At 69.9% G+C, this 17,703-nt stretch carries 12 protein-coding genes; 3 read left to right on the plus strand and 9 right to left on the minus strand.

Annotation, left to right across the window (positions count from 1 at the left end; genetic code table 11):
• The first annotated feature begins 15 nt into the window (after positions 1-15).
• The 3 genes from prlC to HMPREF2716_RS16435 all read left to right on the plus strand — a co-directional run bounded on the left by prlC (position 16) and on the right by HMPREF2716_RS16435 (position 3,480).
• On the plus strand, positions 16-2,061 hold the full coding sequence (gene prlC, locus HMPREF2716_RS16425; protein ID WP_003114658.1) for an oligopeptidase A: 2,046 nt from the start codon (positions 16-18) through the stop codon (positions 2,059-2,061).
• Positions 2,058-2,333, plus strand: coding sequence for a YheV family putative zinc ribbon protein (locus HMPREF2716_RS16430; protein ID WP_003083624.1), 276 nt, complete (start codon positions 2,058-2,060; stop codon positions 2,331-2,333). Before prlC ends, HMPREF2716_RS16430 begins: the two co-directional genes overlap by 4 nt.
• A gap of 88 nt (positions 2,334-2,421) precedes the next feature.
• On the plus strand, positions 2,422-3,480 hold the full coding sequence (locus tag HMPREF2716_RS16435) for a PA0069 family radical SAM protein (protein WP_003083628.1): 1,059 nt from the start codon (positions 2,422-2,424) through the stop codon (positions 3,478-3,480).
• Positions 3,481-3,709: 229 nt separating this feature from the next.
• On the opposite strand, the gene tagQ is transcribed toward HMPREF2716_RS16435, so the two are convergent.
• From tagQ to HMPREF2716_RS16480, 9 genes are all read right to left on the minus strand, one after another.
• Positions 3,710-4,624 (minus strand): type VI secretion system-associated lipoprotein TagQ, encoded by a 915-nt coding sequence (tagQ, locus tag HMPREF2716_RS16440; protein WP_003106614.1) that lies wholly within the window; start codon positions 4,622-4,624, stop codon positions 3,710-3,712.
• A 61-nt stretch (positions 4,625-4,685) separates the two neighbouring features.
• Positions 4,686-6,398: a type VI secretion system-associated regulator TagR gene (gene tagR, locus HMPREF2716_RS16445; protein ID WP_003106615.1), complete on the minus strand. Its 1,713-nt coding sequence runs from the start codon at positions 6,396-6,398 to the stop codon at positions 4,686-4,688.
• Positions 6,391-7,590: a type IV secretion associated ABC transporter permease TagS gene (gene tagS / locus HMPREF2716_RS16450; protein WP_023518241.1), complete on the minus strand. Its 1,200-nt coding sequence runs from the start codon at positions 7,588-7,590 to the stop codon at positions 6,391-6,393. Before tagS ends, tagR begins: the two co-directional genes overlap by 8 nt.
• Complete coding sequence (gene tagT, locus HMPREF2716_RS16455; RefSeq protein ID WP_023100708.1) at positions 7,590-8,309, minus strand: type IV secretion associated ABC transporter ATP-binding protein TagT; 720 nt, start codon at positions 8,307-8,309, stop codon at positions 7,590-7,592. The genes tagS and tagT overlap by 1 nt, the downstream gene beginning before the upstream one ends.
• On the minus strand, positions 8,306-11,404 hold the full coding sequence (gene ppkA / locus HMPREF2716_RS16460) for a serine/threonine protein kinase PpkA (RefSeq protein WP_023518242.1): 3,099 nt from the start codon (positions 11,402-11,404) through the stop codon (positions 8,306-8,308). The genes tagT and ppkA overlap by 4 nt, the downstream gene beginning before the upstream one ends.
• A gap of 7 nt (positions 11,405-11,411) precedes the next feature.
• The gene (gene pppA, locus HMPREF2716_RS16465) at positions 11,412-12,140 is read right to left on the minus strand and encodes a serine/threonine phosphatase PppA (RefSeq protein WP_003083639.1); all 729 of its coding nucleotides are present in this window, start codon (positions 12,138-12,140) and stop codon (positions 11,412-11,414) included.
• A 9-nt stretch (positions 12,141-12,149) separates the two neighbouring features.
• Positions 12,150-12,830, minus strand: coding sequence for a type VI secretion system-associated protein TagF (tagF, locus tag HMPREF2716_RS16470; protein ID WP_070621959.1), 681 nt, complete (start codon positions 12,828-12,830; stop codon positions 12,150-12,152).
• Positions 12,827-16,357 (minus strand): type VI secretion system membrane subunit TssM, encoded by a 3,531-nt coding sequence (gene tssM, locus HMPREF2716_RS16475; protein ID WP_009875647.1) that lies wholly within the window; start codon positions 16,355-16,357, stop codon positions 12,827-12,829. The genes tagF and tssM overlap by 4 nt, the downstream gene beginning before the upstream one ends.
• A complete protein-coding gene (locus HMPREF2716_RS16480) occupies positions 16,354-17,703 on the minus strand; it encodes a DotU family type VI secretion system protein (protein ID WP_003115051.1) in 1,350 nt (449 codons plus the stop codon). Before HMPREF2716_RS16480 ends, tssM begins: the two co-directional genes overlap by 4 nt.

The following is a 17,703-nucleotide window of genomic DNA, read 5'->3' on the forward strand; positions in this document are numbered from 1 at the left end:
GCCAAGGTTGCCAACGTGAGCGCGAATCCCCTTCTGCAGGCCTACGACCTGCCGCCTTTCTCCTCCATTCGCCCGGAACACGTGAAGCCGGCCATCGAGCGGATCCTCGCCGATAACCGCGCTGCCATCGCCCGCCTGCTGGAAACCCAGCGCGAGCAGCCGACCTGGAAGGGCCTGGTGCTGGCGATGGACGAACTCAACGACCGTCTGGGCGCCGCCTGGAGTCCGGTCAGCCACCTCAACGCGGTGTGCAACAGCGCCGAGCTGCGCGAGGCCTACGAGGCCTGCCTGCCGGAGCTGTCGGCCTACTCCACCGAGCTGGGGCAGAACCGCGCCCTGTTCGAGGCCTACGAGGCGCTGGCGAAGAGCCCCGAGGCGGCCGGCTTCGACGTGGCCCAGAAAACCATCCTCGAACACGCCCTGCGCGACTTCCGCCTGTCCGGCATCGACTTGCCGGCGGACAAGCAGAAGCGCTATGCCGAGGTGCAGTCGCGCCTGTCCGAGCTGGGTAGCCGTTTCTCCAACCAGCTGCTCGACGCCACCCAGGCCTGGACCAAGCATGTCACCGACGAAGCCGCGCTGGCCGGCCTGACCGATTCGGCCAAGGCCCAGATGAAGCAGGCCGCCGAGGCCAAGGGCCTGGACGGCTGGCTGATCAGCCTGGAGTTCCCCAGCTACTACGCAGTGATGACCTATGCCGATGACCGCGCCCTGCGCGAAGAGGTATACGCCGCCTACTGCACCCGCGCCTCCGACCAGGGCCCGAACGCCGGGCAGAACGACAACGGTCCGGTGATGGAAGAGATCCTCGACTTGCGCCAGGAGCTGGCCGGCCTGCTCGGCTTCGCCAACTACGCCGAGCTGTCGCTGGCGACCAAGATGGCCGAGTCCAGCGACCAGGTGCTCAGCTTCCTCCGCGACCTGGCGGTGCGCAGCAAGCCGTTCGCCGCCCGCGACCTGGAGCAGCTGCGCGCCTACGCCGCCGAGCAGGGCTGCACCGAATTGCAGAGCTGGGACGCCGGCTACTACGCCGAGAAACTCCGCGAGGCGCGCTACAGCGTGTCCCAGGAGGCGCTGCGTGCCTACTTCCCGGTGGACAAGGTGCTTTCCGGCCTGTTCGCCATCGTCGAGCGCCTCTACGGCATCCAGATCCGCGAACTGCACGATTTCGAACGCTGGCACGCCGACGTACGCCTGTTCGAGATCCTCGAGAACGGCGAGCACGTCGGCCGCTTCTACTTCGACCTCTATGCCCGCGCCAACAAGCGCGGCGGTGCCTGGATGGACGGCGCCCGCGACCGCCGGCGCGACGCCCAGGGCCGGCTGATCGACCCGGTGGCCTACCTAGTGTGCAACTTCACCCCGGCGGTGAACGGCAAGCCGGCGCTGCTGACCCACGACGAGGTCACTACCCTGTTCCACGAGTTCGGCCATGGCCTGCACCACCTGCTGACCCGCGTCGAGCATGCCGCCGCCTCCGGGATCAACGGGGTGGCCTGGGACGCCGTCGAGCTGCCCAGCCAGTTCATGGAGAACTGGTGCTGGGAACCGGAAGGCCTGGCGCTGATCTCCGCCCACTACGAGACCGGCGTGGCGCTGCCGCAGGACCTGCTGGAGAAGATGCTGGCGGCGAAGAACTTCCAGTCCGGGATGATGATGGTCCGCCAGCTGGAGTTCTCCCTCTTCGACTTCGAGCTGCACGCCACCCACGGCGACGGCCGCAGCGTGCTGCAGGTGCTCGAGGGCATCCGCGACGAAGTGGCGGTGATGCGTCCGCCGGCGTACAACCGCTTCGCCAACAGCTTCGCGCACATCTTCGCCGGCGGCTACGCGGCCGGTTACTACAGCTACAAGTGGGCCGAGGTGCTGTCCGCCGATGCCTTCTCGCGTTTCGAGGAAGAAGGCGTGTTCAACCCCGATACCGGGCGTGCCTTCCGCGAGGCGATCCTGGCCCGCGGCGGCTCCCGCGAGCCGATGCTGTTGTTCGTCGATTTCCGCGGTCGCGAGCCGTCCATCGACGCCCTGCTGCGTCACTCCGGGCTGGTCGGGGAGGCCGCATGAGCCCGGCGATCACCAGGAAGCGCTTCATCGCCGGGGCGGTCTGCCCGGCGTGCAGCGAACAGGACAAGATCCAGATGTGGGAAGAGGACGGCGTGCCGCACCGCGAATGCGTGGCCTGCGGCTACGCCGACACGCTCAACGCCCAGGGCCAGTCGATCCCGAAGGAGCTGGGTACGCGGGTCAACCAGAACGCGCCGAAGCCGGCCAACCCGAAGGTGCAGTCGGTGCAGTTCTTCCCCAATCCCAAGCTGAAGAAGAAGCCCGACGCCTGACCGCTCGCCGCCGACCGGCGGCGATGGCTGTGGGCCGGGGCCCGGTGCGATACTGTATCCATATACAGTATTTCGCCGGGTTCCCCTCATGAGCGCTCCCCTGCCCCCGCGCGGTCGCGGTACCGCCAGCAACCCCCTCAACCGCTTCGCCCCGACCCACAGCGAGGCCTTCGACGATGGCTGGGAGCAGGACGTGCCGCCGATCCAGCTCACCGAGGTGCGCGAGGAGATCGCCCGCACGGTGATCTCCCGCAACCAGTCGCCGGACCTCCCTTTCGATCGTTCGATCAATCCCTACCGTGGTTGCGAGCATGGCTGCATCTACTGCTATGCGCGGCCCAGCCATGCCTATTGGGACCTCTCGCCGGGGATCGATTTCGAGACCCGGCTGATCGCCAAGAGCAACGTCGCCAGCGCGCTGGAGCAGGAACTGAGCAAGCCCGGCTATCGCTGCGCGCCGATCAACCTGGGCGCCAATACCGACCCCTACCAGCCGCTGGAGCGCGAACGCCGCCTGACCCGCCAGGTGCTGGAGGTGCTGCTGCGCTTCCGTCACCCGCTGACCATCGTCACCAAGGGCTCGCTGATCCTTCGCGACCTCGACCTGCTGCGCGAACTGGCGGAGCAGAACCTGGTGGCGGTGATGATCAGCCTGACCACCCTCGACGACGAGCTCAAGCGCATTCTCGAACCGCGCGCGGCGGCGCCCTCGGCGCGACTGCGGGCGATCCGCACGCTCAGCGGCAACGGCATCCCGGTGGGCGTGCTCTGCTCGCCGATGATCCCGATGGTCAACGACATGGAGCTGGAGCGCCTGCTCCAGGCGGCGCGGGACGCCGGCGCGCGCAGCGCCGCGTACATGCTCCTGCGCCTGCCGCGCGAAGTCGGCCCGCTGTTCGAGGAATGGCTGGCGGCGCACTACCCGCAACGCGCCGAGCATGTGATGAGCCTGGTCCGCCAATGCCGTGGCGGCGAGGTCTACGACAGCCGCTTCGGCCACCGCTTTCGTGGCCAGGGACCGTTCGCCGACCTGCTGGCGCAGCGTTTCGCGGTGGCGATGAAGCGCCTCGGGCTGGACCGCCGCGAGGGCTTCGGGCTGGATTGCAGCCGGTTCGCCGTGCCGGGGGCGCAGATGGCGTTGTTCTAGCGTTTTCCCCGCGGTGCAGCATTTCGTATAGGGCGGAGTAGCGGCGGAGCGTGCCGGTGGCGATATCCGCCCTGCGGGAAGAACCGCTGCCGCCGGGAAGCCGGAAACGTCGGAAGCAGCCGTCCCGGCGAACGCTCGACCTTCAGGCCGGTCGGGTCAGCGCGCCAGCCCCCTCAACGAAACGGCGACCCGAAGGTCGCCGTCGCGTTCGTGCCGGTAACGAGGCCGATCAGGCCTTGGCGCAGCTCGGCGGCGCCCAGTCGCCCATGTCCGGGCTGTTGCAGACTTCCCGGATCATGCCCTGGCCCTGGGAGGCCACCTTGTTGCCTTCGCTTTGCGCGTCCTGGGCCTTGCGGATGGTCTGCTCGGTGGCGACCGCTTCCTTCGGCACCTTGGGATTGCTGCCGGTCTTGGGCTTGCTGCCGCCTTTCGTAGTGCTGGCGCGGTTCTCGGCCTCGGCGACCTTGGTCACCTCGGCGCGCGGTACGCCGACCTGCTGCAGGTCTTTCTCGTAGGCCTGGGTGTAGTTGCTGATGTTCTCGCCGGCACGGCCGTTGGCGGCGACCAGCAAGGCGTTGGTCTCCTGCAGGCCGCTGACGATCTCGGCCAGGCGCTTGCGCCCTTCGGCTTCGTTGATCGACTTGTTCTTGCGACCGTCGAGCAGAGCCTTGAACTGGCTCTGGTAGCAGCTTTGCGCCGACTTGGCGTAGGCCACGCTACGGTTGATCTCGACGGTGCTGCGGTCGACGTCGGTACCGTAGGAGCCGATGCGCGCGCGGTCATCGCTGATCTGCTTCTGCTTCTCCATGTAGTAGCCCGCCGCGCCGCCGGCCAGGGCGCCGCCTGCGGCAGCGAGGGCGGCATTGCGGCCGCGGTTCTCGTCGCTGGCCAGGCCGCCGGCCAGGCCGCCCAGGAGGCCGCCGGTAATGGCGCCGGTGATGGCCGAATTGCGCACTGCGTTATCGGTGCTGCGCAGGTGCGACACCGGCTCGTAGCAGGACGGGTAGTATTCCGCGCGGGTGGTCTGGGCGACCGAGCCGACGCCGCTGCTGGCGCAGCCGCTGAGCAGCACGCCGCTGGCGGTCAACAGGCAGAGCGCGTAGCGCGCCGAGGTGATCAAACGGTTTTCGCTGGGTTGGCTCATTGCATCTCACTCCTGGTTTGATGAACCGCCCGGCTGCCGAGAGGGGCCGGACGGAACTCCTTCAACGCCCGCTGGACGCGAGCAATTCCTTCAATACCGCCTCCGGCTCGGCCCGGTGCTGCTGGCGATAATCTCCGACGTGTTTGACGAACAGGGTCGCGCGCTTGACCAGGCTCTTGCCCAGAACCGGGTTGCGATTGAGTTCTTCCTGGATGCGCTGGAACTGCGCCTGGATCACCGCGTCGGTGTAACGGGTGCCGGTGGCGAGGTTGTCGATGTAGATGGCCAATGCGCCATCGAGGGCGCTGCGCCCGTTGGCGATGGCGCCGGCATAGAGCTGGGCGGTCGCCTGATCCCTGGCTGCCACGGCTTTCTCCCTGTCCTTCTTGAGGTTGGTCAGGCGTATGTTGTAGTTGTTGATCGTCTCGGCGACCAGTGCCGCCGACTGTATCAGGTTTCCGGCGGCCTCTTCGCGCTGCCGGGCGATCAACGAAACGTTACGCTTGAGTTCCTCGTTTATCTGGGCCAACTGCGCCTGCATCTGCGGGTCGCGGGTGGCGGCAATGATTCCGTCCAATTGCTTGGTGGGATCTTGAGCGTCATCGATGGCATCGGTCAATGCCGCTAGTCGGCCTTCCTTCTGCCATTGGGCGAACAGCTCGGGATAGCGCGAGCGCGGCGCGGACAGCGCGCCGATGGCGACACGGAAACCGGTGGTCTCGTTGCGCTGTTCGCTGCCGTCGGCGGCGAACAGCGGGTATTCGCGGCGCATCCCGGTGAATAGAGTCATCTCGCCTTCGAGATAGTTCCCGCCCTTCACCACGAAACCGCCATATGTGCCCTGCCGGCGACCGGCGTGGACCAGTTGGAAGGACTCCTGGACCATCTCCGCGGCATTGCCGATCACGTCGAACAGGCCCAGCGGGTTCGGCCGCTTCATCCCTACCGGCAACAGTCGCGCGGCCTGGCCGGTGCCGCCGGCGACCTGGTTGTACACCGCCCAGTCGCCCAGCGGGCCTTCCTGGTCGCTGCCCTCGACCTTGCGCGGGAACAGCCGGCCTTCCAGTTCCTGGCGGCTGACCGCCTGGCCGCCGCGCGCGGCGAACTCCCACTCGACCTCGGTGGGCAGGCGGACGAAGCCGATGCCGCCGTCCTCGGGATTCTTGCCGCGGCCGCTGACCGGCAGCAGTTCCGGGTGATTCTTCAGCAGCCAGGCGCTGTACACCGCGCCGAAGCGTTCGGCGTCGAAGCGCGAGAGGTTGACCTTGGGCAGCCGCGCGGCCATTCCGTCCGGCACGTCGCAGGCCGGCGCCTCGCCCTGGCCGGAGAGCGCGGCCGCCTGGCTCATCACCGCGGCGTACTGGCGGGCGGTCACCTCGTACTTGCCGATGAAGTACAGCATCGGCTTCAGCGGGGTGCCGGCGGCAGGCTTCGGCAGGCTGGCGGAGAGCTTCTGCTGCCAGGCCGGTGCCAGGTCGGCGAGGCTGAACTGGCCGTTCACGTAGTCGCGCCGGTAGCCGGAGATGAACGACTGCTGGTAGCCCGCCTCGCCTTCGTTGAAGGCGTAGCCGAGGTTGACCTCGCGATCGTCGAGGGCGCCTTCGGCGAGTACGTAGACATGCCGGAAGACCATCTCGCCGCCACACGGCAGCGGCAGGGCGACGTCGTCGGCCAGCGGCTTGGGATTGTCCGGCGAGTCGCCTTCGGCCCAGGCCGGCGCGGCAAATGCCAGGCAGGCGCCGAGGGCGAGCGGAAGAATGGCTTTCTCAAACATCGCGTAATCCCTCTGCGGCTTCGATCCGCGCCGCGCGCCAGCCGCCGCTGGCGGCGGCCAGGACGCTGCACAGCAGCGTGGCGAGCAGCGCCGTCAGGTAGTGGCTGGGCAGCAGGCGGCAGACGAACTCGCCGCTCTGGTTGTCGAACAGGTGGTTCAGCGCGCCGGCCGTGGCGGCGTACAGCAGCCCGGCGAGGAACAGGCCGAAGACGGCGCTGAACAGCGCCAGGAGCATGACGAAGCCGACCAGCGCGGCGGTCGGGAAGCCCAGCAGACGCAGCACCGCCAGGGCGCGGCGCTTGCGTTCGACGGCGGCCAGGCTGCTGGCGGCGATGGCCGCGAAGGCACCGCCGATGGCCAGCGCGGCGACGATCCAGAACACCAGGCCGAGGTTGCGGCTGAGGCTGCGCACCTGGGCGATGGCCTCGGCCTGGGTGGCGACTTCCACGCCACTCGCGACGAAGTGCCGGCGCAGCCCTTCCACCGCATCGAGGTCGCGGGCGTACAGGCGGAAGCCCGGGTAGATGCGTGCGCGCGGCGCCTCACCGGCCTTCCCCGGCCAGTCATAGGCGGCCACCGCGCGACCGTCGCGATAGTCCTCGGCGGCTTCCAGCAGGGCCAGCGGGGCGAACAGCGCGTCGCGGGCGAAACGCTCCTGTGGCAGCACTGCGAGCACTTCCAGCTCCAGGCGCTGGCTCTGTGCCTGGCCATCCATGCGCCGGCCGATGCGCGCGACGATGCGCTCGCCAGGCTGGGCGCCGAGTTTTTCCGCGGCGCCGTGGCTGAGCACCACGCGGGTCGGCCGGTCGGGTTGCGGCAGGCCGGCCAGCAGCGGGTCGCCGGCGGCGCTGGGAATCATCTCGACGCTCAGGGCGGTCTCGCCGCCGCCGCTGAGGTCGGCGGTGGCGGCGATCTGCCGGGTGCGCGGCACGGCGAAGGCGACATCCGCGCGTGCGGCCAGGGCGGCGATGTCCTCGGCACGGTAGCGGGCGCCGCCGACCGGAATGATCTCGCGCACCGAAGGCGCGCGCTCCAGCCGCTCGGTGAGGGTGCTGACCAGGCCGTACTTGAGGCCGAACAGCACCAGCAGCGGGGTGATCACCGCCGCCAGGGCGAAGATCGCGCAGAGCGACAGGCGCGCCTCGCCGCGATAGTCGGCCCAGGCCAGCGAGAGCAGCAGGCCGGCGCGCATCAGCCAACGTCCTCGAGGCAGGCGCCGACGCTGTCGTCGGCCTCGCGTTGCCAGCGGATGGCCAGGACTTCCAGGCCGGCGGCGCGGGCCAGGCGCTCGTCGTGGGTGGCGACCACGGTGCAGGCGCCGCGCTCGCGGGCCTGTTCCACCAGCAGGCGCATCACCCGTTCGGCGTTCAGCGGGTCGAGCGCCGCGGTCGGCTCGTCGGCCAGCAACAGGCGCGGCGCATGCACCAGGGCGCGGGCGATGGCGACCCGCTGGCGCTGGCCGACCGACAGCGCCGCCGGTTTCTTGTCCAGCTGGTCGCCGATTTCCAGCCGCTCGGCCAGCGCCTGCACGCGCTCGGCGGACGGGGTGCCGAGCAATGCGCAGGGCAGTCCGATGTTGCGCCGCACATCGAGGAACTCGAGCAACCCGCCGCTTTGCAGCACGTAGCCGCAGTGCTGCCGGCGCAGCGCCGCCAAGCGGTCCTGGCGGCCGTCGCGCCAGAGCGCGGCGATGTCCTGCGGGCGTTCCCCGGCGAGGAATTCGAAGCGCCCGCCCGGGTCCGGCGCCAGGGCCAGCGCCAGCAGGTCGAGCAGGGTGCTCTTGCCGCAGCCGCTGGGGCCGACGATGGCCAGCTGGCGACCCGCGCGCAATTCCAGCGCCGGCACCCGCAGGCGGTAGCGCTGGCGGCCGGCGCCGTGGCTGCGGGCGACCTCGTGCAGGCGCAGGATCATGGCAGCGTCGACAGCGGCACGCGATACAGCGCGTCGCCGGCGTCGGCGTCGCCGAACCGGACCCAGTTGGCGACGTCGTTGTGGAAGGTTTCGTAGAGGCGGATCTTCGACTCCAGTTCGTCGATGAAGTCCTGCTGTTCGGCGACGCTCAGCGACAGCCAGAGGTCCTGGGTCATGTTCAGCGACTTGCTGCGGTACGGCAGGCCTTCCAGGTATTCGCCGAGCACGCCGCTCTGCGCCAGGTTGCTGCCCTTCACCAGTTGCGCCGGGTCGCGGCTCATGTAGGCGCTGGCGCTGGCGATTTCCTGGAAGAAGTCCTTGGGCGAGGTCTGGGTGCGCTTGGCCGCGTCGACGATCAGTTTCAGCGACTGTTGCAGTTCGTTGAGTTGCAGCTTGCTCAGCAGCACGCAGACCTGGAACGCCGGCAGCGCCGGGTTGGTCAGGTCGCGGTCGGCGGTCCAGGCGGTGACGACCTGCGGCGCGCGCACCGGGTCGCGGCGACCGAGGAATTCCATCTGCATGGCGTAGCCGATGGCCGCCGACTTGCTCGCCACGCTTGGCGCGGCGTCGAAGCGCGGCGCCTGCGGCTTGCGGTTGCCGGCGTCGTGGACCAGGTCGGCGAACACCGTGCCGATCTCCTTCACCGTGTTGCCGAAGGCGTTCACCTCGCCGCCGGCCACCGGGATGTAGAGGTCGGCGATCTTCGGGTTGGCGTCGGCGGTGAGGCTGCGGTACTGCTGCTCGGCGTAGCCGTGGTTGTTCTTCCCGGCCGGGGTGCGCAGGTGCAGGGCATAGATCTTCACGCCCTTGCGCAGCGCCGCCTGGCGGACCTCGGCCTCGTTCATCTGGGTACGCCCGAGCGGGTCGTTCTTGCGCAGCGCGCCGGCGTCGGTGACCAGCAGCACCACGCGCCCGGCGTAGGGCGACCAGTCCATTTCGTCGACCGCCTGCATGATCCCGGCGAAGGCGTCTTCGTTGAACGAGTGGCTGGAGACGTCGGTGGCGCGCACCTGGCTGCTCAACTCGGCGAAGCGCTGCGCGTCGTTGCCCGGTTGCAGCGGCACCAGGGTCTTGCTGACGTATTCCAGGCCGGGGGTCTTGTCGGTGTTGTTGCGGAAGCCGACCAGGCCGAAGCTGACCTTGTCCAGGTCGCCGCGCTCGCCGATCTGCCGCTGCAGGCCGTCGATCACCTCGCGCACGCGGTCGATGTAGGGCTGCATCGACACCGAGGTGTCCACCACCAGGACGATGCCGGTGCGGAAGGTGTCGCTCGCCGCGCCGCTGGCGCCGCCCCGCCCGGCCTGGCCCGGCGCCTGGGGTGCCGTGGCGCTGCCGCCGGGGTCGATCGAAGCGACCTCCAGCAACTGCGCCGGCTGGCCGTCGGCGTCGAAGCTCTCCTTCGAGTCGAAGATCGGCAGCAGGTAGAACTGGTCCTGGGGGATCGCCCGGTCGTTGGGCTCGACCGCGACCACCTGCGGATCGCCCTTGTGGTCCACCGCCTGGGTCAGGGTGTCGCGCGCCGCGCGGGTATCGCCGAGCAGGCGTTCGACCTGCTCGGCGCTGTTGAGGAACATCACCGGCGCGCGGCCGGAGCGTTCGGTGAACTTCAGCACCAGGCTCTGCTTCCAGTCGCTCACCGCGCTGGCCGGCAGCCAGCCGTCGCCCTCGCCGTTGCTGGAGGCGCCGACGCGCAGCCAGGGGCTGCCGCCGACCTGCTTGCGGGCGTACACGTAGAGCACCGAGAAGGCCGGCACCGCGCCGGCCCGGGGCGGGCCGCCAGCCTCGGCGGAGATGGCCGCGCCGGGTTTGGTCAGGACGCGCTGGAACAGCGTCTTCTTGCCTGGCATCAGCAGCGGACGCTCGCCGCCGTCCTGTTCGGCATCGGCCACCGGGGTCTGCTGCTGCGGCTTGTCCGCCGGCGTCTGTCCCAGCGGCGCTGGATCGGCAGCGCTCGGCGCGTCGCCCGAGCCCAGCAGCCACCAGGCGCCGCCGCCGATCGCCAGGAGCACGGCGGCCGCGGCGGCGGCGATCAACGGCGTGCGGCTGCCGCCGGCACGTGGCTTCGCCGGCGGCAACGGAGGCGGCGGGGGCGATGGCGGTTTCGCCGCTTGCGACGGCGGAGGCGGAGGCGGCGTGGCGCCGCCGGCGCTGGGCGTGACCGGCGGCAACTGGATCGACACCGGTTGCAGGCCGCCGAGGTCGGCGGGCGGCAGGGGCGCGGGTTCGGCCGGCGGCGGGTTGCTCGCTCGCGGCGAGCCCTGCGGCGTCGCCAGCGGACGGATCTGGGTGGCTTCCAGGGCGCTCGGCGCCAGGCGGTCGAGGGCGGCGATCAACGCGCCGGCGGTGGGGAAGCGCTCGGCCGGGTCCTTGGCCAGCAACTGGCGCAGGATGTCCTGGTAGCGGCCCTGCTCGATCGGCAGTTCCGGCAGCGGCTCGGTGAGGTGGGCCAGGGCGGTGGAGAGCGAGTCCTTGCCGTTGTAGGGCAGCTTGCCGGTGAGGATCTCGTAGAGCACCACGCCCAGCGCGTAGAGGTCGGCGCGGCCGTCGATCTCCTGCCCGCGGGCCTGCTCCGGGCTCATGTAGCTGGGGGTGCCGACGGCGAAGCCGACCTGGGTGAACTGGGTATTGTCCTCGATCGACTTGGCGATGCCGAAGTCCGAGAGCACCGCGGTGCCGTCGGCGCGGAACAGGATGTTGGCCGGCTTCACGTCTCGATGCACCAGGCCCTGGGAGTGCGCGTAGCCGAGCGCGGCGGCCACCTGCCGTACGTAGGCCAGGCCCTGCTCGGGATCGAGGCCCTGCTGGATGCGCTCCTTGAGCGTGCCGTTGGGCAGGTATTCCATGGCCATGTAGTAGCAACTGCCGACGTTGCCGATGTCGTGGATGGTCACCGTGTTCGGGTGCGACAGCCGCGCCAGGGTCCGACCTTCGCGCAGGAAGCGTTCGGCGAAGCTCGGGTCGGCGGCCAGCGCCGCGGCCATCACCTTCAGCGCCACCTTGCGCTGCAGCGAGCGCTGGGTGGCCAGGTAGACCGTGGCCATGGCGCCTTCGCCCAGCTCGCGTTCGATGTCGAATCCCGGAAGTTCTATGTCCATGTCCGTCTCAGAAGGCCCTGACCACCAGGGCCGTGATGTTGTCCGGGGCGCCGCGGGTCAGGCCCAGGTGGACCAGGCTGCGGACCACCGCATAGGGATCGCTGTGGCTGAGCACGTCGCGCAGTTCGCTGTCGTCGGCGGTCTTGTTGAGGCCGTCGCTGCAGAGCAGGAAGCTGTCGCCGGGCAGCACGTGCAGCGCGGCTTCCGACAGTTCCAGTTGCTCGTGCACGCCGACCGCGCGGGTGACCACGTTGGCGCGCGGATGGTGGCGCGCCTCTTCCTCGCTGATCAATGCGTTGTCGAGCAGCTCCTGGACGTAGCTGTGGTCCCGCGAGATGGCTTCCAGCACGCCGCCGCGCAGGCGGTACAGGCGGCTGTCGCCGGCCCACAGGCAGCTCGCCTGGTTGCCGCGCGCGGCGAGCAGTACCAGGGTGCTGCCCATCACGCTGACGCCACGCAGGCCGGCCTCCTGGCGAACCCGCTCGTTGACCTGGGCGAGGCCGGTGCGCAACGCGCCGACGTAGGCCGGTAGCGAGGAGGCCGCCGGGATGCGCCGCAGGGTATCGACGATCAGGCTGCTGACGAAGTCGCCGGCGGCGTGGCCGCCCATGCCGTCGGCGACCACCCAGAGTCCCGACTCGGGGGCGTCGAGACTGGCGTCTTCGTTGACCTTGCGGACCATGCCGACGTGGCTGTAGCTGGCCGACCTGTAGTAGCTGACTGAGTTGGGCACCATCAGTTGTCCTTAACCGGGTATGCCGGGAAAGAGCGGGATCACCTCGCCCTCTCCGGTGAGGAATCGTCCGAACGCCGGCGCCGGCGGCAGGCCCTGGTAGCGCATCAGGCCGGCGGAGATCCGTGCCGAGCCGCGTCCCCACCAGTGGCTGGCGCCGTCGCAGGCATGCTGGGCCAGCGCGGCGAGGCGCTGCGCCGGGGTCACCGCTTCGCTGCGCAGCAGGTTGCCGCTGATCAGCGATTGTTTGATGCGTGGTCCGCAGGGAGGGGCCGGGAGCTGCGCCACCGCCTGCTCGAAGGCCTCGACCTCGGCCTCCGGTTCGAGGGTGGAGAGCAGCAGGCTCTCGACCTGCTCGAACCAGCCGTCGTCGCCGCCGACCAGCCCGCCGAGGTCGGCGTTCGCCGGCAGCAGGCAGGCGACGGTCAGCGGGAAATAGCGACCGACCCGGTCGATGCTCGGCATCACCACCCCGGCCACCGCTTCGCCGCCGAGCAGGCCGGGGGCGATGGCGAAGCGCCACAGCGGGCTGGTCAGGTAGGCGTCGAGCCAGGCCGCGCCGAGTTCGTCCTGGCTGGCGCGCATGCCGCTGGCCAGCCAGGCGTCCCAGGGTTCGACGAAGGTGTTCGGCAGGCCGCGGCTGACGAAATCGCCGCGGCCGGCCAGCTTGCCGTAGAAACCGACGCTGTTCAAAGGCGCTCCGGGAGGCTGAAGCCGGACACGACCCGGCTCTTGAAGGGGTTGAAGGCGCTGCTGGCGCGCAGCTCGCAGGCGATGCTGGAGCCGTCGATGCGCAGCCGCAGGGTGAAGCGGTCCGGCGAGTTGCCGCGTTCCAGGTCCGACTGGTCGAGCAGGCGGAACCAGGCCCAGGGGCCTTCCAGGGTCAGGCCGGAACGGCCGCTGCTGGGCGGCGGCGTCACGGTCAGGCGGACCACGCCGAGGCCGTTGGCGCTCGGCCACTGCATCGCCACCGGGCGGGCGGGGCCGTGGTCGTAGGTCAGCTGCTGGCCGTCGAGGTCGAGGATGAACTGGCTGATCGCCGCGTCCATGGTCACCGGCTTGAGTTCGAAGCGCACCGCCGGCTGCATGCCGCCGGAGCGGAAGAAGGCGTCGCGGATCGCCGCTGCGCGCTGGAAGGTGTGCAGCACGCCGGGGTTGATGCCGAGCTTCTGCGCCGCGCCGGGCTGCCAGCGCCAGGTGCTGGCGGAGGTGTCGACGTAGGGTTGCAGGTACTGGCGGAAGTAGCTGTCCATCACCCCGCCGGCACCGAAGAAGTGGCCGAAGTCCTCCAGGGTGGCGTCGCGCGAACTGCCGGCGGCGATCGGGTAGCGCCCGGCCAGGGACTGCCGGTAGACGCTGACCACGTCGCTGATCCAGGCCGCGTTGAGCTGGTTGCGCACGCTGCCCATCATGCTGCTGGTGGTGGAGTTGACCACGTTCTTCACCAGGCCCTGGACCACCGGCGGCTGGCGCTCGGCACTGAGGGCCACGCGCGAGGCGGCGGCGGCCACCTGGTTCTTGGCGTCGCCGAGCAGCGAGTCGCCGCTGGCTCCGGCCATGGCGCTGACCTGTACGTAGAGCGCGTTCATGTCCTCCAGCAGGCTGTCGATCGGCGCCGGCTCGTTGCCGCCCTCGCCCTTGCTGACCAGGCTGTTGAGTTCGGCGAAGTGGGCGCTGATCGGGTCGCTGTCGACCTGCCGCGGCTGTTCGCGGGCGCCCTCTTCCTCCTGGCCGACCAGCGAGCCGAGGCGCTGCTTGAGCTTGTCCACGGTGCCGTCGGCGGCCTTCTTCACTTGCGCGGCGACCAGCCGGTCGCCCTTCTGCAGGTCGGTCTCGCGGGCCACTGCCTCGAGCAGCTTGCGGAACGGCGAGGTCGGCCCGGAGAGAATGCGCAGCACGTCGGCGGCCTGGGTGACATTGGTGATCGGCACCACGGTGAGGTCGGCGAGCAGGTCGTCCCACTGCCGCAGGTAGTCCTGGAAATACAGGCGACGCACGTCGAGGGCCAGGTTGGCGGCGTCGCCGGCATCGTTCAGGTCGCGCCCGAGCACCCACTGTTCCTCGGCGATGGTGCCGGCCTGGCTGAGGCTGGCGGTGAGGAACACCTCGCGATAGCCGCGGTAGGTGAAGAAGCCGCTGAGCGGGTCGGTGAGCGGCTTGCCGCTCTTGCGCGCGAACACCAGCGGCGCGTCGCGGCCGGCGGCGTCGCTGATGCGGAAGTCGGGCACGTCCTTGGGCAGCCTCTGCCGCTTGACCCGGTCGTAGACCCGCTGCGCCACCGGCAGTTGCTGCAACTGGCGGCGCAGGTCCTCGACCAGGTCCTGGTCCAGGCGCGCCGACGGCGGCCGTCGTTCGAGCAACGCGTCGAGGTGCGCGTGCAGCGCCTGGCGCTGTTCCGGCGAGAGGTCGCGCGGCAGGTTGCGTTCCCAGTCGAGGCTGATCCAGGCCTTGATGAAGTCGGCGTCGTAATGGTCCGGGCTGCCGAGCATCAGGTAGGCCTTCAGGCCCTCGTAGAGGAAATCGCTGCTGCCGCCGGAGCGCAACTGTTCCTCGATGCGGGTCACCAGGCGCGGGGCGAACACCGCGATCAGCAGCTTGCGGTAGACGCTGGCGGACTCCTCGCCGAGCATGTCGCCCTGGTACAGCCCGTAGCCTTCGGCCCAGCTCGGCGCGTCGCCGGCGAGATTCTGCACCGCGTTGAGCTGTGGCAGTACGGCCAGGACGTCGCGCTGGGCCGGGCTCAGCGACTCGATGCCGCGCGCCAGCGGGTCGACGCGCTGGTCGACCGCGGCGATGTAGCTCTGGTTGGCGCGGTAGCTGGCGATCCATACCGCCGTCACCGCCAGCACCACCAGCGCGGTGGCGCTCAGCGCGCCGATGGTCAGCCACTTGCGGCGGCGCTCGACCTTCGGGTTGGTGCCGACCAGGCCGCGTTCGCCGAATGCCACTTCGCGGAACAGCCGCTCGATGAAGTAGCTGCGCCCGGTTCCGGTCTGCCGCGCCAGGTGCTGGCGGTCGAGGTTCATCGACTGCGCCATGCTGCCGATCAGGCGGTCGATCGGACTGCCTTCCTGGGTTCCGCTGGTGAAATACAGGCCGCGCAACAGCGGGCGTTCCTCGTAGGGGTTGGGCTTGAACACGCCGTTGAGGAACTCGCCGAGGCATTCGCGCAGGGCGGCGAATTGCTGCGGGAAGCCGTAGACCAGGTCGCGCCGCGCCGGGTCGCGCTCCTGCTGCAGGCGTTCCACCAGGCGCGCGGTGAGACGCTGTTCGAGCAGGGCGAATTCGCTGTCGAACACCGCCAGCGGGCCTTCCGCGCTCTTGCCGTCGTCGAGGGCGAAGGTCATCCCCCAGACCTGCGCGCGTTCCTCGCGGTTCAGGCTGTCGAAGAACTCCATGAAGCCCGGCACCAGGTCGAACTTGGTCAGCATCACGTAGATCGGGAAGCGCACCCCGAGCTGCTGGTACAGCTCCTGGATGCGTGCGCGGATCGCTTGGGCATGGGCGGCGCGCTCGGCGTCGCTGCCCAGCAGCAGGTCGGAAAGGCTGATGGCGATGAACGCGCCATCGATGGGGCGGCGCTTGCGCTGGGTCTTGAGCAGGTCGAGGAAGCCCAGCCAGGCGGCCTTGTCCACCTGGGCGTGGCTGTCCTGGGTGGTATAGCGGCCGGCGGTGTCCAGCAGCACCGCTTCGTCGGTGAACCACCAGTCGCAGTTGCGCGTGCCGCCGACCCCGCGGATCGCCCCGGCGCCCATCTGCGCGGCGAGCGGGAAGTCGAGGCCGGAATTCATCAGCGCGGTGGTCTTGCCCGAACCGGGCGGGCCGATGATCACGTACCAGGGCAACTCGTACAGGTTGCGCCGCTCGCTGCCGCCCAACTTGGCCCGCTTGAGCAGGGCCAGGGCCTCGTCCATGCGTTGCTTGAGGGTCGCCAGCTCTTCGGCGGTGGCGACGCTGGCGGCGTCCGGCGCGCTGACCTCGGCGAGACTCTGCATGACCTTCGCCGCGTTGCGCCGGGCCTGCACGATGCGCAGCACGCGGAAGCCGATCCAGACCAGGAACAGCAGGACGATCAGCACCCAGCGGCTGGTCGCCGAGGCCAACGGTTCGTAGTTGCCCAGGCGCAGCAGCGGGCCGAGGAACCAGATGATCAGGCTCAGGGCGAGCAGGCCGAGCACCGGCACCACCCAGCGCGCGAAGAAGTTGAGGAAGCCTTTCATTGCGCGCCCTCCGCGAATACGGTGATTTCCACCCGGCGGTTGCGTGCGCGGCCTTCGGCGCTGGCATTGGTCGCCACCGGCTCGGTGTCGCTGCGCCCTTCGGCGGTGAAGCGGCCGGCGTCGCCGGTGGTCGCGCCGAGCAGGTCGGCGACCTCCTGGGCGCGGGCCTGGGACAGTTTCCAGTTGGACGGGTAGCGCAGCGTGGCGATCGGCCGGTTGTCGCTATGGCCGGTGACCAGCACCTGGCCCTTGACCTTGCGCAGGGCGTCGGCGATGCGCAGCAGCAGCGGCTGGAACTCGTCGCGCACGCTGGCGCTGGCGCTGGCGAACAGCTCGTCGCCGCGGATGGTCACCACCGAGCGGTCGACGGCGTCCTCCACCGCCACCCGCTGGGCCTTGATGTCGTCGGCGAGGAAGCGCGCCAGGCGTGGCCGCTCGATCACCCGCGGCTGCACCGCCGGGCGGTCGATGGCCTGCACCGGGATCTCGCCGATGGCGTGGATGCGCTTGAACACCGGCTCGGCGTCGGCGGCCAGCTTCATCCGCAGGCCGAACAGCAAGGCCAGCAGCAAGGCCAGGCCGATGGCGATACCGACCCACGGCGGCAGGTATTGCGAAAGGCGGTCGCGCATCACGCTGAGGCCGCGCCAGTGCGGCGACAGTTCGTGCTCGTACTCGCCGCGGGTGCTGCGGATCACCGCCGCGGTGCGCTCGCGCAGCGCCTCCAGTTGGCTGCGGCCGTCGTGCATGACCCGGTAGCGGCCTTCGAAGCCGAGGCTGGTGCACAGGTACAGCAGCTCCAGCAGGTGCAGGCGCTGGTGCGGGTTCTGCAGGCAGTGTTCGAGCAACTGGAAGACCTTCTCGCCGCCCCAGGCCTCGTTGTGCAGGGTGATCAGCAGGCTCTGCTTGCCCCAGTCGCTGGTGCTGCCCCACGGCGTGCTGAGCACCGCTTCGTCGAGGGCGGTGCAGAGCACGTAGCGCGCCAGCATCACTTCGTCCGGCGCCACGCCGGCCTGGCGTGCCTTCTCCTCGAACTGGCGCAGGTAGCCGAGCAGTTGCGCGCGCAGGCTGGCCGGCGCCGGATGGGCGATGGTGTTGCGCAGGCGGGTGAGCATCGCCAGCAGTGGGCCGGCGGCCTGCTCCAGCGGGTTGAGGCCGTCGCCGCGGCCGCTCAGCGGCGCCAGGCTGGCCATCGGCGGCGGCGTGTAGGGATCGCCGCCGCGGGGGCCGCCGGCCGGTTCCGGGGCGCGGCCGCCGGGACGCGGCATGATCATGGTGCGGTCGTCGGGCGGGCTTCCGTTGCCGCCGCCGGCCGGGGTGCCGAAGGGATCGTCGATGGGAGGCAT

The organism is Pseudomonas sp. HMSC076A11 (assembly GCF_001810205.1).
GTDB lineage: Bacteria > Pseudomonadota > Gammaproteobacteria > Pseudomonadales > Pseudomonadaceae > Pseudomonas > Pseudomonas aeruginosa.